This is a genomic window from Bordetella genomosp. 9 (assembly GCF_002261425.1).
Taxonomy (GTDB): domain Bacteria; phylum Pseudomonadota; class Gammaproteobacteria; order Burkholderiales; family Burkholderiaceae_B; genus Bordetella_C.
Genome location: NZ_NEVJ01000003.1, coordinates 3,645,459 through 3,670,464, shown reverse-complemented (window position 1 = coordinate 3,670,464; position 25,006 = coordinate 3,645,459). Strand labels below are relative to the sequence as shown.

At 67.6% G+C, this 25,006-nt stretch carries 22 protein-coding genes; 21 read left to right on the top strand and 1 reads right to left on the bottom strand.

The features are described from left to right. The first annotated feature begins 38 nt into the window (after positions 1-38). The 9 genes from CAL26_RS27805 to CAL26_RS27765 all read left to right on the top strand — a co-directional run bounded on the left by CAL26_RS27805 (position 39) and on the right by CAL26_RS27765 (position 14,354). The gene (locus CAL26_RS27805; protein WP_094849792.1) at positions 39-764 is read left to right on the top strand and encodes a hypothetical protein; all 726 of its coding nucleotides are present in this window, start codon (positions 39-41) and stop codon (positions 762-764) included. A gap of 215 nt (positions 765-979) precedes the next feature. Then, on the top strand, positions 980-5,719 hold the full coding sequence (locus CAL26_RS27800; RefSeq protein ID WP_094849791.1) for a glutamate synthase-related protein: 4,740 nt from the start codon (positions 980-982) through the stop codon (positions 5,717-5,719). Between the two features lie 9 nt (positions 5,720-5,728). Beyond that, positions 5,729-7,195, top strand: a complete 1,467-nt coding sequence (locus CAL26_RS27795) for a glutamate synthase subunit beta (RefSeq protein ID WP_086062758.1) — start codon at positions 5,729-5,731, stop codon at positions 7,193-7,195. A 430-nt stretch (positions 7,196-7,625) separates the two neighbouring features. Next, a complete protein-coding gene (locus CAL26_RS27790) occupies positions 7,626-8,573 on the top strand; it encodes a tripartite tricarboxylate transporter substrate binding protein (protein WP_094849790.1) in 948 nt (315 codons plus the stop codon). A 51-nt stretch (positions 8,574-8,624) separates the two neighbouring features. Next, complete coding sequence (locus tag CAL26_RS27785; protein ID WP_094849789.1) at positions 8,625-9,620, top strand: ABC transporter substrate-binding protein; 996 nt, start codon at positions 8,625-8,627, stop codon at positions 9,618-9,620. A gap of 9 nt (positions 9,621-9,629) precedes the next feature. After that, positions 9,630-10,520, top strand: coding sequence for an FAD binding domain-containing protein (locus tag CAL26_RS27780; protein WP_094849788.1), 891 nt, complete (start codon positions 9,630-9,632; stop codon positions 10,518-10,520). Further along, complete coding sequence (locus CAL26_RS27775) at positions 10,517-11,038, top strand: (2Fe-2S)-binding protein (RefSeq protein WP_373454510.1); 522 nt, start codon at positions 10,517-10,519, stop codon at positions 11,036-11,038. The genes CAL26_RS27780 and CAL26_RS27775 overlap by 4 nt, the downstream gene beginning before the upstream one ends. Continuing rightward, entirely contained in the window at positions 11,022-13,496 is a 2,475-nt protein-coding gene (locus CAL26_RS27770) for a xanthine dehydrogenase family protein molybdopterin-binding subunit (RefSeq protein WP_094849787.1), read from the top strand. Before CAL26_RS27775 ends, CAL26_RS27770 begins: the two co-directional genes overlap by 17 nt. Before the next feature lie 24 nt (positions 13,497-13,520). Beyond that, the gene (locus CAL26_RS27765; RefSeq protein WP_094849786.1) at positions 13,521-14,354 is read left to right on the top strand and encodes an SRPBCC family protein; all 834 of its coding nucleotides are present in this window, start codon (positions 13,521-13,523) and stop codon (positions 14,352-14,354) included. Between the two features lie 28 nt (positions 14,355-14,382). Here the strand turns inward: CAL26_RS27765 and CAL26_RS27760 are convergent, their stop codons facing one another. Further along, positions 14,383-15,618 carry an MFS transporter gene (locus CAL26_RS27760; protein WP_094849785.1) on the bottom strand — a complete coding sequence of 412 codons (1,236 nt, stop codon included), beginning with the start codon at positions 15,616-15,618 and terminating at the stop codon, positions 14,383-14,385. Between the two features lie 265 nt (positions 15,619-15,883). Between CAL26_RS27760 and CAL26_RS27755 the strand changes: the two genes are divergently transcribed. From CAL26_RS27755 to murA, 12 genes are all read left to right on the top strand, one after another. Then, entirely contained in the window at positions 15,884-16,522 is a 639-nt protein-coding gene (locus CAL26_RS27755) for an OmpW/AlkL family protein (protein WP_094849784.1), read from the top strand. 126 nt (positions 16,523-16,648) lie between these two features. Then, positions 16,649-17,245 (top strand): chromate transporter, encoded by a 597-nt coding sequence (locus CAL26_RS27750; RefSeq protein WP_373454530.1) that lies wholly within the window; start codon positions 16,649-16,651, stop codon positions 17,243-17,245. Then, positions 17,242-17,772 (top strand): chromate transporter, encoded by a 531-nt coding sequence (locus CAL26_RS27745; RefSeq protein ID WP_094849783.1) that lies wholly within the window; start codon positions 17,242-17,244, stop codon positions 17,770-17,772. The genes CAL26_RS27750 and CAL26_RS27745 overlap by 4 nt, the downstream gene beginning before the upstream one ends. Before the next feature lie 104 nt (positions 17,773-17,876). Next, on the top strand, positions 17,877-18,713 hold the full coding sequence (locus tag CAL26_RS27740) for an ABC transporter ATP-binding protein (protein ID WP_094849782.1): 837 nt from the start codon (positions 17,877-17,879) through the stop codon (positions 18,711-18,713). Further along, the gene (gene mlaE, locus CAL26_RS27735) at positions 18,710-19,510 is read left to right on the top strand and encodes a lipid asymmetry maintenance ABC transporter permease subunit MlaE (RefSeq protein ID WP_086062753.1); all 801 of its coding nucleotides are present in this window, start codon (positions 18,710-18,712) and stop codon (positions 19,508-19,510) included. The genes CAL26_RS27740 and mlaE overlap by 4 nt, the downstream gene beginning before the upstream one ends. 12 nt (positions 19,511-19,522) lie before the next feature. Next, positions 19,523-20,047 carry an outer membrane lipid asymmetry maintenance protein MlaD gene (gene mlaD / locus CAL26_RS27730; RefSeq protein WP_094849781.1) on the top strand — a complete coding sequence of 175 codons (525 nt, stop codon included), beginning with the start codon at positions 19,523-19,525 and terminating at the stop codon, positions 20,045-20,047. A 116-nt stretch (positions 20,048-20,163) separates the two neighbouring features. Next, the gene (locus tag CAL26_RS27725) at positions 20,164-21,012 is read left to right on the top strand and encodes an MlaA family lipoprotein (protein ID WP_094849780.1); all 849 of its coding nucleotides are present in this window, start codon (positions 20,164-20,166) and stop codon (positions 21,010-21,012) included. A 96-nt stretch (positions 21,013-21,108) separates the two neighbouring features. After that, the gene (locus tag CAL26_RS27720) at positions 21,109-21,744 is read left to right on the top strand and encodes an MlaC/ttg2D family ABC transporter substrate-binding protein (protein ID WP_094849779.1); all 636 of its coding nucleotides are present in this window, start codon (positions 21,109-21,111) and stop codon (positions 21,742-21,744) included. A 133-nt stretch (positions 21,745-21,877) separates the two neighbouring features. Further along, positions 21,878-22,675: an ABC transporter ATP-binding protein gene (locus CAL26_RS27715; RefSeq protein ID WP_094849778.1), complete on the top strand. Its 798-nt coding sequence runs from the start codon at positions 21,878-21,880 to the stop codon at positions 22,673-22,675. Positions 22,676-22,698: 23 nt separating this feature from the next. Then, entirely contained in the window at positions 22,699-23,490 is a 792-nt protein-coding gene (locus tag CAL26_RS27710) for an ABC transporter permease (RefSeq protein WP_094849777.1), read from the top strand. A gap of 4 nt (positions 23,491-23,494) precedes the next feature. Then, positions 23,495-23,737, top strand: coding sequence for a BolA family protein (locus CAL26_RS27705; RefSeq protein WP_094849776.1), 243 nt, complete (start codon positions 23,495-23,497; stop codon positions 23,735-23,737). After that, entirely contained in the window at positions 23,737-25,005 is a 1,269-nt protein-coding gene (murA, locus tag CAL26_RS27700; protein ID WP_094849775.1) for a UDP-N-acetylglucosamine 1-carboxyvinyltransferase, read from the top strand. The genes CAL26_RS27705 and murA overlap by 1 nt, the downstream gene beginning before the upstream one ends. Position 25,006 lies beyond the last annotated feature (1 nt).

The following is a 25,006-nucleotide window of genomic DNA, read 5'->3' as shown; positions in this document are numbered from 1 at the left end:
ACGCCCCGTCCCTTGCATGTCTCGGTCCTGACATCCCTATGGCTCGCCTGCCCCGACTGTACGCTCCCGGACTGCCGCAACTCGTGCAGGCCAACTTCATCAATCCCCTGGCGGCGCCCTCGCAACCCGCGCCGGCCGACACGCTGAACCAGGTGGCGGCCTGGCTGGGGGAAACCGCGACGCGCAACCGCGTGGCGCTGCACGGATGGGTGCTGGCGACGGACCGCATCCTGTTGCTGGCGACCCCCGTGGATGGGGAGGGCCTGCCTCGGCTGATGCAGACGCTGGGACGCAACCTGGCGGCCCGGTTGCGCGGCGGCCGCGTCTTCGCGGGCCGCTACCGTTCCGCGCTGGTGGAGCCTGGGGCCTGGGTCCTGCCCGCCCTGGTGTGGCTGGAAACCTACCCCGTGCGCAGCGGCGCCACCCATGATCCCGAACTGTGGCCATGGTCGTCGGCGGCGGGGCACACCGGCTCCGGCCAGCCCCAGGCGGCCTGGATGTCCGATCACGCCGATTACTGGTCCTGCGGCAATACCCCCTTCGACCGCCAGGCCAATTACCGCAAGCGCCTGCAGGAAGGGCTGACGCGCGACCAGATCCAGCGCATCGACCAGGCCGTGCAGGGGCAATGGGCGCTGGGCGGCAGCGAGTTCATCGCCATGCTGGCCCACACCGCCAGCCGCCGGGTCACCCCGGGCCAGCGGGGGCGGCCGCGCAAGAAGCCGGTGACCCCGGCAGCCGAAGCCGGATCGTCCGAGTCCTGATATCTGGGCGCCTATCGCCCGCCGACGGGCCAGCTGCGTTCCGCTTCAATGCGTCACCAATTTAATTCCGACTGCGGAAAGTCGGGGATAAATTAGGGACAAACCCCTTTTGTTTTTCTTGCTGTGCAAAGCGCTTCCCTAGTATCGTCGCGGTTTGCGCCGCAACAAATTGCGGCCGTCCCTTTCCTGCAGCCGCCCCCGTCCTGGAGCGCATCATGACCGTACCGACCCCTTCCGACGCCTGTCGCCCCGCGCCGGCGCGCCCCATCGACGCCACGCGCATCGGCTTGCCGGCCGCCCAAGGTCTCTACGACCCGCGTCACGAACATGACGCCTGCGGCGTGGGCTTCGTCGCCCACATCAAGGGCCGGAAAAGCCACGCCATCATCCAGCAAGGCCTGAAGATCCTGGAAAACCTGGATCACCGCGGCGCGGTCGGCGCGGACAAGCTGATGGGCGACGGCGCCGGCATCCTCATCCAGATCCCCGACGCCCTGTATCGCGAAGAGCTGGCCCAGGGCGGCGTGACCCTGCCGCCCCCCGGCGAATACGGCGTGGCGATGGTGTTCCTGCCCAAGGAAACCGCCTCCCGCCTGGCCTGTGAGCAGGAACTGGAACGCGCCGTCCGCGCCGAAGGCCAGGTCGTGCTGGGCTGGCGCGACGTGCCGGTGGACGTCGACATGCCCATGTCGCCCGCCGTGCGCGAACTGGAACCGGTGATCCGCCAGTTGTTCATCGGCCGCGGCGCCGACGTGATGGTGCCCGACGCGCTGGAGCGCAAGCTGTACGTCATCCGCAAGACCGCCAGCCACGCCATCCAGAACATGCGCCTGGCGCACGGCAAGGAATACTTCGTGCCGTCGGCCTCGGTGCGCACGGTGGTCTACAAGGGCCTGCTGCTGGCCGACCAGGTCGGCCGCTACTACCGCGACCTGGCGGATACGCGCACGATCTCGGCCCTGGCGCTGGTGCACCAGCGTTTCTCGACCAACACCTTCCCGGCCTGGCCGCTGGCCCACCCGTACCGCATGATCGCGCACAACGGCGAAATCAATACGGTCAAGGGCAACTTCAACTGGCTGCGCGCGCGCGAAGGCATGATGCAGTCCGCCGTGCTGGGCGACGACCTGCCCAAGCTCTACCCCATCGTGTACGAAGGCCAGTCGGATACCGCGACCTTCGACAACTGCCTGGAACTGCTGGTGAATTCCGGCTATTCCCTGGCCCACGCGATGATGATGATGATCCCGGAAGCCTGGGAGCAGCACACGCAGATGGACGAAAGCCGCCGCGCTTTCTATGAATACCACGCCGCCATGATGGAGCCGTGGGACGGCCCGGCCGCCGTGGCGTTCACCGATGGCCGCCAGATCGGCGCCACGCTGGACCGCAACGGCCTGCGTCCGGCGCGCTACCTGGTCACCGACGACGACATGGTCATCATGGCGTCCGAAGCCGGCACCCTGCCCATCCCGGAAAACCGCATCGTCAAGAAATGGCGCTTGCAGCCCGGCAAGATGTTCCTGATCGACCTGGAGCAGGGCCGCATCATCGACGACGTCGAAATCAAGTCGCAGCTGGCCAACTCGCGCCCTTATCGCCAGTGGATCGAGCGCCTGCGCGTCAAGCTGGAAACACTGCCCGCGCCCAAGCAGCCCGCCGACCTGCCGGCGCCCGCCGCGTCGCTGCTGGACCGCCAGCAGGCCTTCGGCTGGACCCAGGAAGACTACAAGTTCATCCTCGAGCCCATGGCCACGACCGGCGAGGAAGCCATCGGTTCCATGGGCAACGATGCGCCGCTGGCCGTGCTGTCGAACCGCCCCAAGCCGTTCTACAACTACTTCCGCCAGCTGTTCGCGCAGGTCACCAATCCGCCGATCGACCCGATCCGCGAACAGCTGGTGATGTCGCTCGTGTCCTTCATCGGGCCCAAGCCCAATCTGCTGGACATCAACAACGTCAATCCGCCCTTGCGCCTGGAAGTCGCGCAACCGGTGCTGGATTTCGCCGCCATGGCGCAGATCCGCGACATCGAACAGGTGACGGGCCTCAAGTTCCGCAGCCTGGAACTGGACATCACCTATCCCGCCGCCTGGGGCCGTGAAGGCATCGAGGCCCGTGTGGCGGCCCTGTGCGCGCGCGCCGTCGACGCGGTGCGCAGCGGCTTCAACATCCTGATCGTGTCGGACCGGCGCGTGGACGGCGAGCGCGTCGCCATTCCGGCGCTGCTGGCCACGTCGGCCATCCACCAGCACCTGATCCGCGCCGGCCTGCGCACCAATACCGGCCTGGTCGTCGAAACCGGCTCCGCGCGCGAAGTGCACCACTTCGCCCTGCTGGGCGGGTATGGCGCCGAAGCCATCCATCCCTACCTGGCGCTGGAATCGCTGGAAAAGATGGCCGACCCGGACAAGGCGGTCAAGAACTACATCAAGGCCATCGGCAAGGGCCTGAACAAGGTCATGTCCAAGATGGGCATCTCGACCTATATGTCCTACACCGGCGCGCAGATCTTCGAAGCCGTCGGCCTGCAGAGCACGCTGGTGGAAAAGTACTTCACCGGCACGGCCAGCACGGTGGAAGGCATCGGCATCTTCGAAGTGGCGGAAGAAGCCCTGCGCCTGCATCGCGCGGCCTTCAGCCAGGATCCGGTACTGGCCGGCGACCTGGACGCGGGCGGCGAATACGCCTATCGCGTGCGTGGCGAAGAACACATGTGGACGCCGGACTCCATCGCCAAGCTGCAGCACGCCACGCGCGCCAACAACTACCGCACCTACAAGGAATACGCGCAGATCATCAACGACCAGAGCCGCCGCCACATGACGCTGCGCGGCCTGTTCGAGTTCCGCTTCGATCCGACGCGCGCGATTCCGCTGGAGGAAGTCGAGCCCGCCAAGGACATCGTCAAGCGCTTCGCCACCGGCGCGATGTCGCTGGGTTCGATCTCCACCGAAGCGCACTCGGTGCTGGCCGTGGCCATGAACCGCATCGGCGGCAAGTCCAACACCGGTGAAGGCGGCGAGGACGAACTGCGCTACCGCGCCGAACTGCGCGACGGCAAGAGCGGCGTCAAGGACGGCGATACGCTGGCGTCCGTGCTGGGCGGCGACCGCGTCGAAGCCGACGTCGCGCTGAAGGCCGGCGATTCGCTGCGCTCCAAGATCAAGCAGGTGGCCTCGGGCCGCTTCGGCGTCAGCGCCGAGTACCTGAGCAGCGCCGACCAGATCCAGATCAAGATGGCGCAGGGCGCCAAGCCCGGCGAAGGCGGCCAGCTGCCCGGCCACAAGGTGTCCGAGTACATCGCCAAGCTGCGTTATTCGGTGCCCGGCGTGGGCCTGATTTCGCCGCCGCCGCACCACGACATCTATTCCATCGAAGACCTGGCGCAGCTGATCCACGACCTGAAGAACGTCAATTCGCGTTCGTCGATCTCGGTCAAGCTGGTGTCCGAAGTGGGCGTGGGCACGGTCGCCGCGGGCGTCGCCAAGGCCAAGGCCGATCACGTCGTGATCGCCGGGCATGACGGCGGCACGGGGGCTTCCCCGGTGTCGTCGATCAAGCAGGTCGGCACGCCGTGGGAACTGGGCCTGGCCGAAACCCAGCAGACCCTGGTGCTGAACCGCCTGCGCAGCCGCATCCGCGTGCAGGCCGACGGCCAGATGAAGACCGGCCGCGACGTCGTGATCGGCGCGCTGCTGGGCGCCGACGAATTCGGCTTCGCCACCGCGCCGCTGGTCGTCGAAGGCTGCATCATGATGCGCAAGTGCCACCTGAACACCTGCCCGGTGGGCGTGGCCACGCAGGATCCGGTGCTGCGCAAGAAATTCCAGGGCAAGCCCGAGCACGTCGTCAATTACTTCTTCTTCGTCGCCGAGGAAGTGCGCGAAATCATGGCGCAGCTGGGCATCCGCAAGTTCGACGAACTGATCGGCCGCAGCGACCTGCTGGACACCCGCGTCGGCATCGAACACTGGAAAGCCGGCGGCCTGGACTTCACCCGCGTGTTCTACCAGGCGCCGTCCGACGGCCCGGTGCGCCAGACCGAAACGCAGGACCACGGCCTGGCCGGCGCGCTGGATCATCAACTGATCGAACGCAGCAAGCCGGCGCTGGAGCGGGGCGAAAAGGTGTCGTTCATCGTGCCGGTGCGCAACCGCAACCGCACCATCGGCGCCATGCTGTCCGGCGCGGTGGCGACGCGCTACGGCCATGAGGGCCTGCCCGACGACACCATCCACATCCAGTGCAACGGCACGGCCGGCCAGAGCTTCGGCGCCTTCCTGGCGCACGGCATCACCCTGGACCTGGTCGGCGAAGCCAACGACTACGTCGGCAAGGGCCTGTCCGGCGGCCGCATCGTGGTGCGCTCGCCCAACGACTTCCGCGGCTTCGGCCCGGACCACATCATCGCCGGCAACACCGTCCTGTACGGCGCGCTGGCGGGCGAGGCTTACTTCAACGGCGTCGCGGGCGAACGCTTCGCGGTGCGCAATTCCGGCGCGGCCACGGTGGTGGAAGGCACGGGCGACCATGGCTGCGAATACATGACGGGCGGCACGGTGGTCGTGCTGGGCGGCACCGGGCGCAACTTCGCCGCCGGCATGTCCGGCGGCGTGGCCTACGTCTGGGATCCGGACGGCAGCTTCCGCAACCGTTGCAACCTGTCCATGGTGGAGCTGGAATCCGTGCTGCCGCACGCCGAGCAGCAAAGCCTGAACAACATCGACGTCTGGCACAGCGCGCAGCGCGGCGGCGAACGGGAAACCGACGAAGCCATCCTGCGCCGCCTGATCGAAGACCACTTCCGCTACACCGGCAGCTTCCAGGCGCGGGACATCCTGGGCAACTGGGAAGCCGCGCGCGGCAAATTCGTCAAGGTCATGCCGACCGATTACCGCCGCGCATTGGGCGAAATGTGGCGCGCGGCCAACCCGCAGAAAATGGCCGCTTAAGGATAGACCATGGGAAAAATCACCGGATTTCTCGAATACCAGCGCCTGCACGAGGCGCATGAGGCCCCGTCCGCGCGCCTGAAGACCTGGCGCGAATTCGTCGTGCGCCTGGACGACGAAGCGTCCAAGGTGCAGGCGGCGCGCTGCATGGATTGCGGCATCCCGTTCTGCAACAACGGCTGCCCGGTCAACAACATCATCCCGGACTGGAACGACCTGGTGTACCGGCAGGAATGGCGCAAGGCGCTGGACGTGCTGCACTCCACCAACAACTTCCCGGAGTTCACCGGCCGCATCTGCCCGGCGCCCTGCGAGGCCGCCTGTACCCTCAACATCAACAACGATGCGGTGGGCATCAAGTCGATCGAGCACGCCATCATCGACAAGGGCTGGGAAGAAGGCTGGGTCGTACCGCAGCCGCCGTCGCGCAAGACGGGCAAGAAGGTCGCGGTGGTTGGCTCCGGCCCCGCCGGCCTGGCCTGCGCGCAGCAGCTGGCCCGCGCCGGCCATGCCGTGACGGTGTTCGAGAAGAGCGACCGCATCGGCGGCCTGCTGCGCTACGGCATCCCGGATTTCAAGCTGGAAAAATCGCAGATCGACCGCCGCATCTCGCAGATGGAAGCGGAAGGCGTGGAATTCAGCCCGTCGACCTACATCGGCAACCCCGCCGATCCGGCGGCCGACGGCCTGACGGCGCGCACGCCCGAATCGCTGCGCGAGGAATTCGACGCGGTCGTGATGGCCGGCGGTTCGGAAACCCCGCGCGACCTGCCGGTGCCCGGCCGCGAACTGCAGGGCGTGTACTACGCCATGGATTTCCTGCGCCAGCAGAACAAGGCCGTGGCGGGCGATCGCCTGACCGACCAGACGCTGGCCAAGGGCAAGCACGTGGTGGTGATCGGCGGCGGCGATACGGGCTCCGATTGCGTGGGCACCAGCAACCGGCATGGCGCCGTGTCGGTCACCCAGTTCGAACTGATGCCGCAGCCCCCGGAATCGGAAAACAAGCCGATGACCTGGCCGTACTGGCCCGCCAAGCTGCGCACGTCCTCGTCGCATGAAGAAGGCTGCGACCGCGACTGGGCCGTGACGACCAAGTCGCTGGTGGGCGAAAAAGGCGTGGTGCGCAAGCTGATCGCGGCCCGGGTGGAATGGGTGAAGGACGAAGCCACCGGCCAGATGAAGATGCGCGAAGTCGAAGGCTCGGAGTTCGAGGTCAAGGCCGACCTGGTGCTGCTGGCCATGGGCTTCGTCGCGCCGCGCCAGCAGGTGCTGGAATCCTTCGGCGTCGATCGCGACGCGCGCGGCAACGTGCGCGCCAACACGGACGACTACCGCACCAGCGTGGAGAAAGTCTTCGCCGCCGGCGATATGCGGCGCGGCCAGTCGCTGGTCGTCTGGGCGATCCGCGAAGGCCGCCAATGCGCGCGCGCGGTCGATGCCTTCCTGATGGGCGACAGCGACCTGCCGCGTTGACCCTCCTGCCCGCCGCGCGGCACGCCTCCACTGGGGTGCCGCGCGGCGCGGCGCACGGCATGTCCGTGCATTCCGGCAATACCGCGGCCCCGCCCGCGATGAAGCCCGGACACCCGGGATATCCGCGTCACCCCCGACGCGGCCGGTTCATCAAACCGTTTCTGCTGGCCGCCCACCGCGAACTGGGCCGGGCCCTCCTGCCTGCCGCCCGCGCGGCTTAAGCCCTTCCCCCTCATGGACATCCGGCCCCCAAAGCGCGGCGCCGGCGGCTAAGTACTTCCCCTAGATGCCATCCAAAAAATATTCAGTATTATGAGTAAAAGCTCAGTAGGCTGATTAAATTAGCCACGACACCGGCGCCGCCAATGAGCGCCTATACACAAGGGGTAAACAAGCCATGAAGCTACGGAAGTTATTTCTGGGGGCCGCGATGGCGGCCGTATTGCAGGCGGGCGCGAGCGCCGCCGTCGCGCAAGGCGCCGCCTCCTTTCCTGACAAGAACCTGGACATCATCGTGACGTTCCCCCCAGGGGGCGGCACGGACATGCTGGCGCGGCTCATCGCCAACTACATTCCCGAAACGCTTGGGAAAAGCGCGATCGTCGAAAACCGCCCGGGCGCGAGCGGCAACGTCGGCGCGCGCGTGGTCAAGGAGCGCGCGCCGGACGGCTATTCCCTGTTGATGGTCAACAGTTCCTTTGCCGTGAACCCGGGCGTATTCAAGACGCTGCCCTTCGATCCCAAGAAGGATTTCGACGCGATCATCAACATCGCGTATGTGCCGTCGGTGCTCGTGGTGCCGGCCAACTCGGCCTACCAGAAGCTGGCCGACGTGACGGCCGCGGCGACCAAGAGCAATGACGTGTCGTTCGGCTCCTGCGGCAACGGCACGCCGCAGCACCTGGCCGGCGAGCTGTTCAAGCTGCAGGCCAAGGTCAACATGGTGCACGTGCCCTACAAGGGTTGCGGGCCGGCGCTGAACGACGTGGTGGGCGGGCAGATCGGCCTGGCGGTGATCACCGCGTCCAGCGCGCTGCCGTTCATCAAGGCGGGCAAGCTGCGGGCATTGGCGGTGACGTCCAAGGAACGCTCCAAGCTGATGCCCGACGTGCCCACGGTGGCGGAACAGGGCTATCCGGGTTACGAACTGACGCAGTGGCATGGCCTGCTCGTGCCCGCCGGCACGCCCGACGATATCAAGCAGAAGCTCTATGACGGTGTCGCCAGGATCATGCGGCGCCCCGAAGTGCAGCAGAGACTCGCGGACCTGGGATACGACACCGCATCAGACGGGCCGGCGGTATTCCAGAAGATGGTGGCCAGCGATATCGATAAATTCACCGCGCTGGCGCAGAAGATAGGCTTGTCCGCGGACTGACCGCCGGACGGCTCCCCCACGCACTACATGGCACGATACAAGGAGCATGCAATGAGCAACAAGTTGAGAATCAGCCTGGCTTGCGGGTCGTACGACCGGACCCAGGCATTGTTCGACGGCCGCGCGCCGATCGAGGGGTGCGAGGTCGCCGCCGTACCGATCGAGCCGGAGGAAGCGTTCCACCGGGCGTTCCGCTATCAGGAGTTCGACGTCACCGAGATCTCCATGAGCAGCCACATGATGACCACCGCCCGTGGCGACAATGAATACGTCGCGGTGCCGGCCTTCATCTCCCGCGTGTTCCGCCAGTCGGGCATCTACGTCCGCACCGACCGCGGCATCAACACGCCGCAGGACCTGCGCGGCAAGGTCATCGGCGTGCCGGAATACCAGATCACCGCCAACGTGTGGATACGCGGCATCCTGGAAGACGAATACGGCGTCAAGCCCAGCGACATCAAATGGCGCCGCGGCGGCATCGAGGAAGCGGGCCGCGGCGAGCGGGCGCCCATCGACCTGGGCAAGGATATCGATCTTCAGCAGATCCCGGACGACAAGACCCTGTCCGGCATGCTGGAGGCCGGCGAAATCGACGGCTATATCGGCGCGCGCGCGCCGTCCTGCTTCCTGCGTGGCGCGCCCAACGTCGGCCGCCTGTTCGGCGATTACATCGAGGCCGAGAAGGACTATTACCGTCGCACGAAGATCTTCCCCATCATGCACATGGTGGGCATCCGCAAGTCCCTGGTGGAAGAGAACCCGTGGCTGCCGGTCAGCGTCTACAAGGCCTTCCTGAAGGCGAAGGCGCTGGCGGTCAAGGAGCTGAACGAAATCTGCCACCTGGCGGTCACGCTGCCGTGGATGGTGCATCACTACAACGAGGCGCGCTCGATCATGGGCGACGACTACTGGCCCTACGGGCTGGAAGCGAACCGCCACAACATCGAAACCTTCGCCCGCTACCACTTCGAACAGGGGTTGTCGAAGCGGAAGGTCGCGCCCGAGGAGCTGTTCGCCAAAGCGGCGCTGGACCTTTCCAAGATCTGACGGACGCCGATGAAAGCCCCGGTCCTGCGCTATCTGGCGCCGCGCACGGTGGACGAAGCCTTGCGCATGCTGGGCGATACGGAGAACGCGCGCATCCTGGCAGGCGGCCAGTCGCTGGTCGCCATGCTGAACATGCGCTTCGCGTTTCCGGATTGCCTGGTGGACATCAACCGCATCCCCGAGCTGGCCTATATCCGCGCAGACGATACGGGCGACTGGATAGAGATCGGTGCGATGACGCGGCAGCGCGACGTCGAGTTCTCGCCGCTGGTGGCCGAGCGCCTGCCGTTGTGGCGCGAGGCCGTACTGCACGTCGGCCACCGGCAGACGCGCAACCGCGGCACCGTAGGCGGCAGCCTCTGCCAACTGGACCCGTCCGCGGAGATTCCCACCGTGGCCATGGCGATGGACGCGGCCGTCGTGGTGCGCAGCCGGCGCGGCACGCGTCAGATCGCCATCGCGGACTTCCCGGCCGCCTACATGACCCCCGCGATGGAGCCCGACGAGATGGTGACCGCGGTGCGGGTGCCGGCCTGGCCGCGCCGCCATGGCCATGCCTTCGTCGAGTTCGCGCGTCGCCACGGCGATTTCGCCATCGTCTCCTGTGCGGCAATGGTCGCGCTGGACGACCGGCGCCGCATCGCGCGGGCTTCGCTGACGCTGGGGGGCGTGGCGATCGCGCCGTTGCGCATGCGTGAAGCCGAACAGGCGCTGTTGGGCCGCGCACCGGACGCGGATACGCTGGCGGACGCCGCCGCCTTGTGCGGGCAGGTCGATGCCAGCGGGGACAGCTACGTGCCCGCATGGTATCGCCGCAGGCTGGCCGCGGTGCTGGCGCGCCGGGCCCTGGATCAGGCCGTCCGGCGGGCCATCGCCAGCGAGGAGACCGCATCGCCATGAACGAGGATGCCATGGACGCCGCGCCCAAGCCGATACGGCTGGTCGTCAACGGAGAAACCCGTCAGGGCACGGCCGAGCCGCGCGTGCACCTCGCGGACTTCCTGCGCGGGGAATTGAAACTCACCGGCACGCACGTGGGCTGCGAGCATGGCGTATGCGGCGCCTGCACCGTGCTCGTCGATGGCCATTCCGCCCGCGCCTGCCTGATGCTGGCGGTGCAGGCCGAGGACTGCCAGGTGGAGACCATCGAAGGCCTGGCGGCCAGCGACGGGACGCCGCATGCCTTGCAGGCGGCTTTTCATGAACTGCACGCGCTGCAATGCGGCTACTGCACGCCGGGCATCCTCATGTCCCTGGTGGAACTGCTGCGGGACCAGCCGGATCCCGACGAGGACGCCGTGCGGGACGTGCTGTCCGGGCATCTGTGCCGTTGCACGGGCTACCAGAACATCGTGGCCGCCGCCCTGCGCGCGGCCCGGAGACTGCGCGAAGGACAGGGCGATGGACGTATCGTTTGAACGCGAACCACGCGCGGATACCGCGAACGCCGAAGCGCGCGTCGCGAGTCACGCCAATCCAGGTATCGGCCAGTCCGCGCTGCGCATCGAGGACGAATCGCTGTTGACGGGTACCGCCCGCTTCCTGGACGACATCGCCGTCGATGGGACGCTGCATGCCTGCTTCGTGCGCAGTCCGCACGCGCATGCGCGCATACTTTCCATCGACGCCACCGCGGCCCGCGCCATGCCGGGCGTGGCGGCGGTGTACGCGGCGCAAGACCTGTTCGGCGAGCTGACCGAGTGGCGTATGCCGCTGGGATTCCCGCTGGCCAACCTGCCCGCCGATACGACGCCGTTCGTGCTGGCGCCGCGCGAGACGGCCTTCGTGGGCGAAGCGGTGGCGATCGTCGTCGCGTCGTCGCGCCATGTGGCCGAGGACGCCGCCGCGGCGGTCGCCGTCGACTACGAGGTCCTGCCGGCGGTGTCGGATTGCCGCGATGCGCTCGCGCCGTCGGCCCCGCGCGTGCGTACCGAAGTCGCCTCCAACGTCCTGCAGCAGTACGTCTTGTCATACGGTGATTGCGATGCGGCCTTCGCCGCCGCGCACCGGGTGCTGGAAGAAGAATTCCATGTGCATCGCGGCTGCGCCCATCCGATGGAGGGCCGCGGCGTGCTGGCACGGCCGGACCCGTCGTCTGGCGAGCTGACCGTCTGGTCCTCCACGCAGATGGCGCATGAACTGCACTACACGATCGCGCTGATGCTGGGTCACCCGGAGGACCTGCTGCGCGTGGTGACGCCGGACGTCGGCGGCGGCTTCGGCGCCAAGTTCATGATCTATCCGGAAGAAATCGCCGTGCCGGCGGCGGCCCGCAAGCTCGGCCGGCCGGTCAAGTGGGTGGAGGATCGCCGCGAGAATTTCGTCAGCGCGATCCAGGAACGCGACCAGTATTGGTCGATGGCGGTCGCGGTCGACGAACGCGGGCGCCTGCTCGGCCTGCGAGGACGCATGGTGCACGATCATGGCGCTTACACGCCGCAGGGCACCAATGTCCCGTACAACGCCGCGTCATCCATGACGGGTCCGTATATCGTCCCGGCCTATCACCTGGACGTCTCGGTGGCCTATACCAACAAGGTTCCCGTCGCCACGGTGCGCGGGGCCGGCTACCCGCAGGCGGCGTTCGTGATGGAGCGCCTGCTCGACCGCATCAGCGCCGAACTGGGCATCGATCGCGCCGAGTGCCGCCGGCGCAACCTGATCCCGGCGGAAAAGATTCCCTACACCAAGCCGCTGAAGTCGCGCGCCGGCGTGCCCTTGACCATAGACAGCGGCGACTTCCCGGCCTTGCAGGCGCGCGCGCTGGAGGCCATCGACTACGACGGTTTCGAAGCGCGCAGGCTGGCGTCGCTCGACAAAGGGCTGCACCGCGGAATCGGCCTGGCCAACAGCGTCAAGCCCACGGGCCGCGGGCCCTTCGAATCGGCGCGCGTCAGGGTGCAGCCTTCCGGCCAGATCACGGTATATACCGGCGCGCTGGCCATGGGGCAGGGAATCAAGACCACGCTGGCGCAGATCTGCGCAGGCCATCTGGGGGTCGCCCCCGAAGCCGTGCACGTGATCGCCGGTGACACCGCATTCGTCAGCTATGGCATGGGCGGATTCGCCAGCCGCCAGGCGATCATGGCGGGGTCCGCGGTAGACCAGGCCTCGGCGCGCCTGCGGCGCAGGATCCTCGACGCGGCCGCGGTGGTGCTGAACACCTTGCCGGATGACTTGACCCTGCGTGACGGCGAAGTCGTGCCGCGAACGGGTACAGGCGACTCCGTCGCGCTGGCGCGGCTGGCCATGCTGCTCAAAGGCGTTCCCGGCTATGCGCTGCCGGTACCCGGCGACCCCGGCCTGGACGAAGTCGAACATTTCCATTGCGACGCGCAGGCATACGCGGGCGCATCGCATGCCTGTGAAGTCGAAGTGGACGCCCTGACCGGCGCGGTCGCCATCGTCCGCTATGTGGCCGTACAGGACAGCGGACGCATCATCAACCCCATGCTGGCCGAAGGCCAGGTCCATGGCGGCGTCGTGCACGGCATCGGCAATGCCCTGTTCGAATGGATGGGATACGACGACAGCGGGCAGCCGCTGACGACGACCTTCGCGGAATACCTGCTGCCGACCGCGCCGGAGGTGCCGGACGTGGAAGTGATATTCCAGCCTTCGCTCACGCCGCTGAATCCGCTGGGCGTCAAGGGCGTCGGAGAATGCGCGACCATCCCGGTCGCCGCCGCGGTCATCGGCGCGGTCGAACATGCGCTGGCGGACCAGGGCGTGCGCCTGTTCGAGTTTCCGTTGACGCCCGTGCGCCTGCTCGAATGCCTGGACATGGCCGCCGGACAGGGCGCCGGACAGGGCGCCGGCGCCGACGGGTCCGGCGCGGGACCTCGCGAGGCTTCTTCCGCGATCGAAGGCCCGTAGTCTTTCAACCTTTCAGGAACCGCCATGGAGTTCACCAACACCTTCCACGTGCCATTGCCGCTGGAAGAAGCCTGGCAGCTGATGCTGGACGTGCCGCGCATCCTGCCCTGCCTGCCCGGCGCCCGCCTGACGGAAGTCCTGGGCGACGACCGGTACAAGGGCTCGGTATCGGTGCGGCTGGGTCCCATCAGGCTGTCGTTCGATGGAGAGGCGGCGCTGGTGCGCCGGGACGAGGCCCGCCATATCGCGTGGCTGGAGGGATCGGGCACCGATGCCAAGGGGCGCGGCTCGGCGCGTTCCGAGTTCAGTTTCGCGCTGACGCCGGCGGCGGACGGCACGCAGGTGACGGTGACGACGCAGCTGGCCTTGTCGGGGTCGGTGGCGCAGTATGGGCGCGGAAGCGGCATGATCGCCGAGGTCGCGGCGCAGATACTGGGCCAGTTCGAACGAAATCTGGCGCAGTCCCTGGCGCTGGACGATGGCGTCATGGCGGATGCCGCCGCGCCGGCGATGACGGCAATGACGGGCGAGGGCGGTGCTTCCGCGCCGGCTGCCACGGCCCCGCGCGCCAACGCAACCGCAAGCGCCGGCGGCCCCGCCGTGACGCCGAATCCCCATACCGGTTCTGTTCCCGCCCAGGGCGTCGATGCCCAGGCGGTCCTGCTGCAGGCGCAGGCCGTACTCAGTCAGGCGCAGGCCGTGCTGGCGCTCGCGCAGTCGCTGATGGTGCAAGGGCGCCAGCGCGCGGCGGGCGGGGCCGCGCCGGCCGCGGAACTCAACATGCTGAGTATCGGCGCGAAGGCGATGTGGGCGCGGCTGCGCTACGGCCTGGCAGGCCTGTTCGGCCGACGGCCATAGCGCCGCGAAGATAATTCGGCCGGGCGCGTCAGGCCCCGGCCTTTCCCCTGGCGGCCAGCCGGCCGGAAAAGTGGAGAACGAAGGCCAGCAGGACCAGGGCGCCGCCGAACAGGCTGGCGGCGGGCCAGCCGCCCAGCCGCCAGCTGAGGCCCGCTCCCCAAGAGCCGGCGGCACCGCCGACGAACATGCCGCTCATGAACAGGGTGTTGAGCCGGCTCCTGGCTTCGGGACGCAGGGCGTAGATCACGTGCTGGTTGGAGATGAGCGCCGCCTGCTCGCCGAAATCCAGCAGGACGATGCCGACGACCAGGCCGACGAGGCTGCCCCAGAAGCCGAGCACGGCGTACGACACCAGCATGATCAGGCAGCCGAGCCCGATCACCGCGTGCGGTCCGCGGCGGTCGGCGACGCGGCCGGCCAGCGGGGCGATCAGGATGCCCGCCGCGCCCACCACGCCCATGAGGCCCGCCACATCGGCGCCCAGGCCGAAGGCCTGGTGCAGCCGCAAGGCCAGGATGGTCCATAGCCCGATGAAGGAGCCAAACAACGCGGCCTGGATGCACGTCGCCCGGCGCAACAGGGGCTCTTCGCGCCACAGCACGATCAGCGACTTCATCAGCCGAATGTAGCCGTGGTCCGTCTTCGGCGCGCTGTGGGGGAGCCTGGCCAGCAGCATCAGCCAGGCCAGGGCGGTGGTGATCGCGCCCAGCCAGAAGGTCGCGCGCCAGCCCCAATGGTCGCCGGCAAAGCCGCCGAAGGCCCGGCCCAGGAGCATCCCGCAAAGCACGCCGCTCATCACCGTCCCGACGACCTGGCCACGGCGCCCGGGGGTCGCCAGTTCGGCCGCGAACGGGACGATCTGCTGGGCGACCGATGCCGAAAGGCCCACCACCGCCGACGCGGCGACCAGCGCCCAGACATTCGGCGCCGTCGCCACACAGACCAGGGCCACGATCAGCAAGGCGGCCTGACCGAGGATCAATTTGCGCCGATCGACCCGGTCTCCCAAGGGGACCAGGAAGAACAGGCCGCACGCGAAACCCAGCTGGGTCGCGGTCGGGACCAGATTCACCAGGGCGACGGAGCGCGGGAAGGCTCGCTGCAGCAGCTCGAGTATCGGCTGGTTGAAGTACACGTTCGCGACGAAGACGCCGCAGGCGACCGCCATCGCCATCAGGAGCGGGGTATCGAGTTGCGCCGACGCGGGATTTACCAGGGGAGCGGACTGACGCTGGGCTTCGCTATCCGCCGATTTCTGTGACATGGCCAGGCTCGGGACGATCCAAGGATATGGAGGACCGTTATGGTGACGCATCTTGGCCGCGAGGTGGCAAGAAACCATACCCGGAGGTCGTGGACTATCGCAGTCCCGCCGGGGCCACTGGGACCGCAGGCGGGTTTCCGGCGCCACGTGTTGACCTGGGTCAACGGTAGGGCTGCTCATCCGCTGGTTGACCCAGATCAAGCGGGCGCGATGGGCCCTCGGCGAACCTGACGATTCACCAAATGACACATTATGGAGAATCGTCATGTCCCGCCTGATCGCGCACCCGCGCGCCGCCGCCCTTGCCGCCCTGCTTGCCGCCGCCTGCGCCCTGCCCACGTACGCGCACGAAGCCGGCGACGTGCTGTTCAAGGTCGGCGTGACGCAGGTACGCCCCAAGTCCGACAACGGCAGCGTCCTGAACGACAGTGTCGACCTGGACGTCAACAACAGCGTGCGTCCCAGCTTCACGCTGACCTATATGGCCACGCGCAACATCGGCGTCGAGCTGCTGGGCGCCTGGCCCTTCGAGCACGACATCCGCGGCAGCGGCGGACTGGGCAAGATCGGCTCCACCAAGCAGCTGCCGCCCACGCTGAGCCTGCAATGGCACTTCCTGCCGGACAGCACCATTCAGCCCTATGTCGGCATCGGGGTGAATTACACCCACTTCTTCGACACCAAGAGCGAAGGCGCCATCAGCGGCTCCGACCTGAAGCTGCAGGATTCCTGGGGCGTCGCCGCGCAACTGGGCGTGGACGTGAAGTTCAGCGAACGCTGGTTCATGACCGCCGACGTCCGCTATATCGACATCTCGTCCAAGGTAAAGCTGGACGGCGAGCGCATCGGCACCGCGCGCATCAATCCCTGGGTCGCCACGGTCGGCGTCGGTTATCGGTTCTAGCCTGGACGGGACCGGACGCGGCGGGTAGGGATTCGGGTCGGGATTTATTCGGGCGCTCGCCTGCCGTTAAGTAGGAAGACAACTGGCCGCGGGTAAGATTGCGGCTCAATCTTCTCCGACCTCCGCATCGTGCGCCCGCCCGCCGCTCCCCCCGACATCGCCGCGCCGGCCCAGGCGCCGACCCTGGCCCAGATTTTCACAGCTTTCGCCAAGATCGGCCTGACCAGCTTCGGCGGCGGGCTGAGCGGCTGGATGCTGCGGGAATTCGTGCAGGCGCGCCGCTGGCTGTCGGAGACGGAATTCCTGAGCGGCCTGGCGCTGGCCCAGGCCTTCCCCGGGGTCAACGTGGTGAACCTCTCCATATGGATAGGCTTTCGCCTGCGGGGCGGCCGCGGCGCCTTCCTGGCGGCGCTGGGCATGATCGTCCCGCCCATGGCCGTGGCCATCATCCTGGCCGCGCTGTTCGCCGAGCTTTCCCGTTCCTCCACCGTGCACGTGGTGCTGGCCGGCATCGCCGCCGCCGCGGTCGGCCTGTCCCTGCAGATGGGCCTGCGCGCGGCCTACCGGGCCGCCACCGGCGCCGTGCCCATCCTGATCATGGCCGGCGTGTTCGGCGCGATCTTCCTGGCCGGCCTGCCGCTCCTGTGGGTGGTGGGCGCGGCCGCGCCCCTGTCCATCCTGCTCGCGTATCTCAGGCTGCGCCGCGCCGGGGCGGAATCATGACCGGCGGCGCCGCGCTCTGGGACCTGTTCACCGTGTTCGCGCCCCTGTCCTTCCTGACCGTGGGGGGCGGGCAGAGCGTGGTGGCCGACATCCATCGCCAGGCGGTGCAGGCCTATGCCTGGATGAACGACGCCCAGTTCCTGGACCTGTTCGCGCTGTCGCGCATCACGCCTGGCCCCGGCTCGCTCCTGGTCACCCTGGTCGGGTGGCAGGTCCAAGGCCTCCTGGGCGCGCTGGTGGCGTCGTTCGCCATCTTCGTGCCCAGCACCCTGCTCATCTATGCCCTGGCCCACGTGTGGCAGCGCTACAAGGGCCGCGTCTGGATCCGCGCCATCGAGACCGGCCTGGCCCCGGTCGCCGCCGGCATGATCCTGGCCGCCTCCTGCACCATCCTGCGGGCGGCGGAAGGGGGCGCCTGGGCCTGGGCCGTCGCCATCGCGTCGACCCTGCTGCTGCTGCGCACCCGGGTCAGCCCGTTCGTGCTGCTGGGCGGCGGCGCGCTGGTCTTTCTGGTGGCGCTGCGTTGACCGGCGGCGAAAGACCACACCGTTACCAGGGAAAGCACCAGTAGCGGCAGGCTACAATGCACGGCTCGCGGGGACGGACCGTCCCTCTCCCAGCCTGCCACCGTATGCCGACCGACTCAGATACCCGCCGCGGCTCCGCCTTGCAGTTCACCGACGTTTCCCTGGGATATGGGGACTTCACGGTACTGCAGGGCATCTCCATGAGCGTCACCGCCGGGCAGGTGGTCGCGGTCATGGGCGGTTCCGGCTCGGGCAAGACCACCATGCTGCGGGCCGCCACCGGCCAATTGCTGGCGCGCGCGGGCACCGTTCGCGTGTTCGGGCAGGACATGAGCCAGGTCTCGCCGGCGGAACTGGAAGGCCTGCGCAAGCGCATGGGCGTGCTGTTCCAGCAGGGCGCGCTGTTCACCGACCTGGACGTCTTCGAAAACGTCGCCTTCCCGCTGCGCGAGCACACCCGCTACGGCGAAGCGGAAATCCTCGAACGCGTCCTGGACAAACTGCATGCCGTCGGCCTGCGCGCCGCCGCGCACCTGAAGGTATCGGAAATCTCGGGCGGCATGGCCCGGCGCGTCGCCCTGGCGCGCGCCATCGTGCTGGAACCCGAGCTGATCCTGTATGACGAGCCCTTTGCCGGACTCGACCCCATTTCCATGGGCATCACGGCGCGGCTGATCCGCGACCTGTCCGATCGCCTGAAATGCGCGTCCGTGCTGATCACGCACGACGTGCAGGAATCCTTCAGCATCGCCGACCAGGTGTACCTGGTCGGACAGGGCCGCCTGGTGGCCTCCGGCACGCCCGACGCCTTGTCGGCATCCACCGATCCCTACGTCCGGCAGTTCCTGGGCGGCGAGCCTGACGGCCCGGTGGCTTTCCACTATCCGGACACGCCGGCCTTCGACCGCTGGCTCGCCCGACAAGAAGGACGCAAGCCATGAGCGATTCCAGCGCCGGCTCCGCCAATCCGGTCAGCCGCCTGGGCGGCTGGGTCATCGACCTGATCGGCGGCATCGGCTACTTCACCCGGTTTTTCGGCGCGCTGCTGGCCAAGAGCGGCATCGCGCTGCGCCGCCCGCGGCTGGTGTCGCAGCAGGTGCACTTCATCGGCAATTATTCGCTGGTCATCATCGCCGTCTCCGGCATGTTCGTCGGCTTCGTGCTGGGCCTGCAGGGCTACTACACCCTGCGGCGCTATGGCTCGGAAGAATCGCTCGGCCTGCTGGTGGCCCTGTCGCTGGTCCGCGAACTGGGTCCGGTGGTGACGGCGCTGCTGTTCGCCGGCCGCGCCGGGACCTCGCTGACGGCGGAAATCGGCCTGATGAAGGCCGGCGAACAGCTGGCCGCGATGGAAGTCATGGCCGTCGACCCCATGCGCCGCGTGCTGGTGCCGCGCCTGTGGGGCGGCATCATCGCCATGCCCATCCTGGCCGCCGTATTCTCGATGGTGGGCATCATGGGCGGCTGGCTGGTCGGCGTGGTCATGATAGGGGTCGATGCCGGCGCGTTCTGGTCGCAGATGCAGGGCGGCGTCGACGTATGGAACGATGTCGCCAACGGCGTGCTGAAAAGCATCGTCTTCGGCGTGGCGGTGACGCTGGTGGCGCTCTACGAAGGGTGGCAGGCAAGGCCGACGCCGGAAGGCGTGGCACGCGCCACCACCCGCACCGTGGTGGTAGGTTCGCTGGCGGTGCTGGCGCTGGACTTCCTCCTCACCGCCTTGATGTTCGGCAACTGATACGGATTTCTCATGTCACGTCAAAAAACCGATTTCTGGGTAGGCCTGTTCGTGCTGCTCGGCGCCGCGGCCCTGGTCTTCCTGGCGTTGCGCGCCGGCAACCTCAGCGCTTTTTCCTTCGCGCCCACCTACGATGTGACGGCGCAGTTCGACAATATCGGCGGCCTGAAGGAACGCGCGGCGGTCAAGAGCGCCGGCGTCGTGGTCGGCCGCGTCAGCCACATCCGTTTCGACGACAAGAACTTCCAGGCGGTAGTCACCCTGAGCCTGGATTCGGATTTCAAATTCCCCAAGGATTCATCGGCGGCCATCCTGACGGCGGGCCTCCTGGGCGAGCAATACATCGGGCTGACCGCGGGCGGCGACGACGCGGACTTTGCGAACGGCGACAAAATCCGTTATACCCAGAGCGCGGTCGTTCTGGAAAACCTGATCAGCCAGTTCCTTTACGGAACGGCGGAAAAGCAGGGATCCGCGCCCGCTGGAGGGGGATCCGCGCCGCCGGCGCAACCGCAGGCTCAACCGCAATCCCATTGACGCGAATTTTTCTTGCACCGATGCGACCGTAAAGGCCTGCGCCCAGGGGAAGAGGGGAGGCGCTGCACGAACGGACGCGATCGGCCGACAGGCTGTCCCAGCAAAAAGACGATCAAATGAAAAAGAACACCCTGACCCGCATTTTCGCCATGGCCGCCGCAGGCGCGGGCCTGGCAGGCTGCGCCACCGTGCAGAACCCGGATCCGCGGGATCCGTGGGAAGGCTTCAACCGGGGCGTCTATACCTTCAACGACAAGGTCGACCGTGCCGTACTGCGCCCCATCGCCGTGGGCTATACGACGGTCACGCCGCAGCCGGTGCAGAGCTGCATCCACAACATCTTCAATAACGTCGCCGATATCTGGGCGGCGGCCAACAGCATGCTGCAGGGCCGCGGCACCGATGCCATCAATACCTTCGGCCGCTTCCTGTTCAACACCACCATGGGCGTGGGCGGCTGCTTCGACGTCGCCACGGCCAACGGCGCCAAGCGCATTCCCAACGACTTCGGCACCACGCTGGGCGTCTGGGGCATCGGCCAGGGACCCTACATGGTGCTGCCGTTCTGGGGCTCCAGCACCATCCGCGACACCGCCGGCCTGGCGGGCGACTTCGTCGGCAACCAATGGACCAGCGTCGGCGCCATCGACAACGTCCCCGTGCGCAACTCGCTGTACGGCCTGTGGGTGGTCGACCGCCGCGCCAGCCTGCTGGACGCAACCGACACGGTGGACCGCGTCGCCCTGGATCCCTACAGCTTCGTCCGCGATGCCTATCTGCAACGGCGCGCCGCGATGGTGCTCGGGCGCAAGGCGAACAGCGACAGCAACCTGCCCAATTACGATGACGAAGACGACGGCGCCGCTCCCGCCGGGGCAGGCGCCACGCCGGCGCCCGCCGCCCCGGGCATAGGCGGTGCGGGTGCGGGCAGCACCACGCCGGCCCCGGCGCCCAAGCGCCAGTAAGAAGGGCGCGGATCTTGCGACGGACGGGCAGGGCCGGCAGGCCCGCGCCCCCGGCGCTTTCCCGGCCTTCCTTTCCCGAACTCTGAAGGAGCAAGCATGCGGTTTTACCCCCTTTCCCTGTTGCAACGCCTTTGCGTGACCGGCTTGTTCGGCCTGCTGGGCCTGGCCCTGGCCGGCCAGGCGCAGTCCGCGCCGAATCCGAAGGACCCGCCCGAAAAGCTGGTGCAGGAAACCGCCAACCAGACCCTGCAGGTGCTGAAGACCGACGGCGGCGTCAGGAATGGCAACCTGGGCCGGGTCAACGAGGTCGTGAACCAGTACATCCTGCCCTACGTGGACTTCGAAAAGACCACCCGCCTGGCGGCCGGCCGCTACTGGCGCCAGGCGACGCCGCAGCAGCGTACCGCGCTGGCCGAGGCCTTCAAGGGCACGCTGGTGCGCACCTACAGCGGCGCGCTGTCTCGCGTGGACAACGGCACCAACATCAAGGTGACCGGTTCGAACATCGACGGCACGGACGCGGTCGTGCGCAGCACGATCAACCAGTCGAACGGCCAGTCGGTGGGCGTGGACTACCGGCTCGAGCAGACGGCCAACGGCTGGAAGATCTACGACCTGAACGTCGAAGGCATCTGGCTGATCCAGAACTATCGCAACCAGTTCGCGCAGGAAATCAACCAGAACGGCATCGACGGGCTGATCAAGGCGCTGAACCAGCGCAACGCGCAGTAAGGACGCCGGGGTGGCCGGCCGCGCCGGCCGGCCGCTCGGGACGACCCTGCGCGGGCCGGGGCCATGCCCCGGGAAAACCCGGGCGCGGTCTTATAATGGCGGATTGGCTCTTTTCCGGGGTGTTCCCCGCATCATGTCCGCCGTCCGCCTCCAGAACGTCTCCAAAACCTACGCCCCCCGCCACCCGGCTTGGAAGAAATGGCTGGGCCGCCCCGCGGCCCCGGGCTTCCAGGCGCTGAAGAACGTCAGCCTCGACATCCAGCCTGGCGAATTCTTCGGCCTGCTGGGCCCCAACGGCGCGGGCAAGACCACGCTGATTTCCGTCCTGGCCGGACTCGCCCGTCCCAACGAAGGCAGCGCCAGCGTGTGCGGCCATGACGTGCAGGCCGACTACCGGCAGGCGCGGCGCGCCCTGGGCGTGGTCCCGCAGGAACTGGTCTACGACCCTTTCTTCACCGTCCGCGAAACCTTGCGCATCCAGTCGGGCTATTTCGGCCTGCGCAACAACGACGACTGGATAGACGAAATCCTCTTCAACCTGGGCCTGTCGGACAAGGCGGAAGCGAACATGCGCGCCCTGTCCGGCGGAATGAAGCGCCGCGTGCTGGTCGCGCAGGCGCTGGTGCACCGGCCGCCGGTCATCGTCCTGGACGAGCCGACCGCCGGGGTCGACGTCGACCTGCGCCGCACGCTGTGGGAATTCATCTCGCGCCTGAACAAGGCCGGCCACACCATCATGCTGACCACCCATTACCTGGAAGAAGCCGAAGCCCTGTGCGGCCGCATCGCCATGCTGAAGGCGGGCCGCATCGTCGCGCTGGACACCACGCCGGCGCTGCTGGCCCGCGTGGGCGGCGTGGACCTGGAAGACGCCTTCGTGCGCATCATGCACAGCGAAGACGACGCCCAGCTGACGGAGGTCGTATCGTGAACGCGCCCGCTCCCCTGGGTTCCATGGGTACGCCCATGCTGGACGCCGGCGCGCCGGCCGGTTCGGGCTTCCCCACGCTACTGCGCAAGGAGCTCATGCGCTTCTGGAAGGTCAGCTTCCAGACCATCGCCGCGCCCGTCATCACGGCGCTGCTGTATCTGCTGGTATTCGCCCAGGTGCTGCAGGACCGCGTGCACGTCTACGGCACCGTGCCCTACACATCCTTCCTGATCCCGGGATTGATGATGATGAGCATGCTGCAGAACGGCTTCGCCAACCCGTCGTCCTCGCTGATCCAGAGCCGCATCACCGGCAACCTGGTGTTCATCCTGCTGCCGCCGCTATCGCACCGGGACATCTATTTCGCCTACGTGATCGCGGCCATCACGCGCGGCATCGCCGTCGGGCTGTGCGTATGGCTGGTGGCGCTGTGCTTCATCCCCTTGACCCCGGTCCATCCGCTGTGGGTGCTGGTGTTCGCGGTGCTGGCCTGCGGCATCATGGGCAGCCTGGGCGTGATCGCCGGCCTGTTCTCGGAAAAATTCGACCAGCTCGCGGCCTTTCAGAACTTCCTGATCATGCCGGCGACCTTCCTGTCCGGCGTTTTCTATTCGATCCATACGCTGCCGCCGTTCTGGCAGGGCGTATCGCATTGGAATCCCATCTTCTATACCATCGATGGCTTCCGCTACGGCTTCTTCTCGGTGTCCGACGTGTCGCCCTGGCGCAGCCTGGCGGTGGTCAGCTGCGTCTTCCTGGCCCTGGCGACCTACGCAATCCGACTGCTCGCCAGCGGCTACAAACTAAGGAACTGAGCCCATGTTGCCCACACCCGAGCAGGTTCGCCAATACATCGTCGACGGACTGCCCTGTGAACACATCGAAGTGCAGGGCGACGGTTCGCATTTCGACGCGGTCATCGTCAGCGCGGCCTTCGAAGGCAAGCGGCCGATCGCCCGGCATCAGCTGGTCTACGCCGCGCTGGGCGACCGCATGAAAGCCGAAATCCATGCGCTGTCCATGCGCACCCTCACGCCCACCGAATACAAGGCGGCGCAGTAATGGACAAGCTACGCATCACCGGCGGCGCGCCCCTGCACGGCGAAGTCGACGTCTCCGGCGCCAAGAACGCGGCGTTGCCCATCCTGTGCGCCGGACTGCTGACGGCCGACGCGCTGACCCTGCGCAACGTGCCGGAACTGAACGACATATCCACCATGCTGCGCCTGCTGGGCCAGGTCGGCGTGCGCGCCGAACGCCAGTCCGACGGCATCGTCACCCTGCAGGCCGACCAGGTCGACAAACTGGAAGCGCCCTACGAGCTGGTCAAGACCATGCGCGCATCCATCCTGGTGCTGGGCCCCTTGCTGGCCCGCTTCGGCGAAGCGCGGGTCAGCCTGCCGGGCGGCTGCTCCATCGGCCAGCGGCCGGTGGACCAGCACATCAAGGGCCTGGCCGCGCTGGGCGCCGACATCGCGCTGGAGCACGGCTTCGTGGTGGCCCGCGCCAAGCGGCTGAAGGGCGCGTCCGTCCGCACCGACATGGTCACCGTCACCGGCACCGAAAACCTGCTGATGGCCGCCACGCTGGCGGAAGGCCGCACCGTACTGGAAAACGCCGCCCGCGAGCCCGAAGTCGTGGACCTGGCCGAGCTGCTGATCAAGATGGGCGCGCGCATCCAGGGACACGGCACCGACCGCATCGTGATCGACGGCGTCGACCGCCTGCACGGCGCGTCGCACAGCGTCATCCCGGACCGCATCGAAGCAGGCACCTTCCTGTGCGCCGTCGCGGCCACCGGCGGCGAGATCACGCTGCGCCACACCGATGCCTCGCACATGGGCGCCATCCTGGACAAACTGTCGGAAGCCGGCCTGGCGATGGAAAGCGGCGCCGACTGGATCCGCGCCACGGCGCGGGGCCGCCCCAAGGCCGTCAGCGTGCGCACGCATGAATACCCCGGCTTCCCCACCGACATGCAGGCGCAGTTCATGGTGCTGGACACGGTGGCCGAAGGCACCGGCGTCATCGTCGAGAACATCTTCGAAAACCGCTACATGCACGTGCAGGAACTGATCCGCATGGGCGCGGACATCGACATCGACGGCCACACCGCCGTGGTGCGCGGCGTGCCGCGCCTGTCCGGCGCCGCCGTCATGGCCACCGACCTGCGCGCTTCGGCCAGCCTGGTCATCGGCGGCCTTGTGGCCGATGGCGAAACCGTGATCGACCGCATTTATCATCTCGACCGCGGCTACCAGCAGATGGAACGCAAGCTGCGGCAACTGGGCGCCCAGATAGAACGCGTGCCGGGCCGCGCCGCGCCCTGAG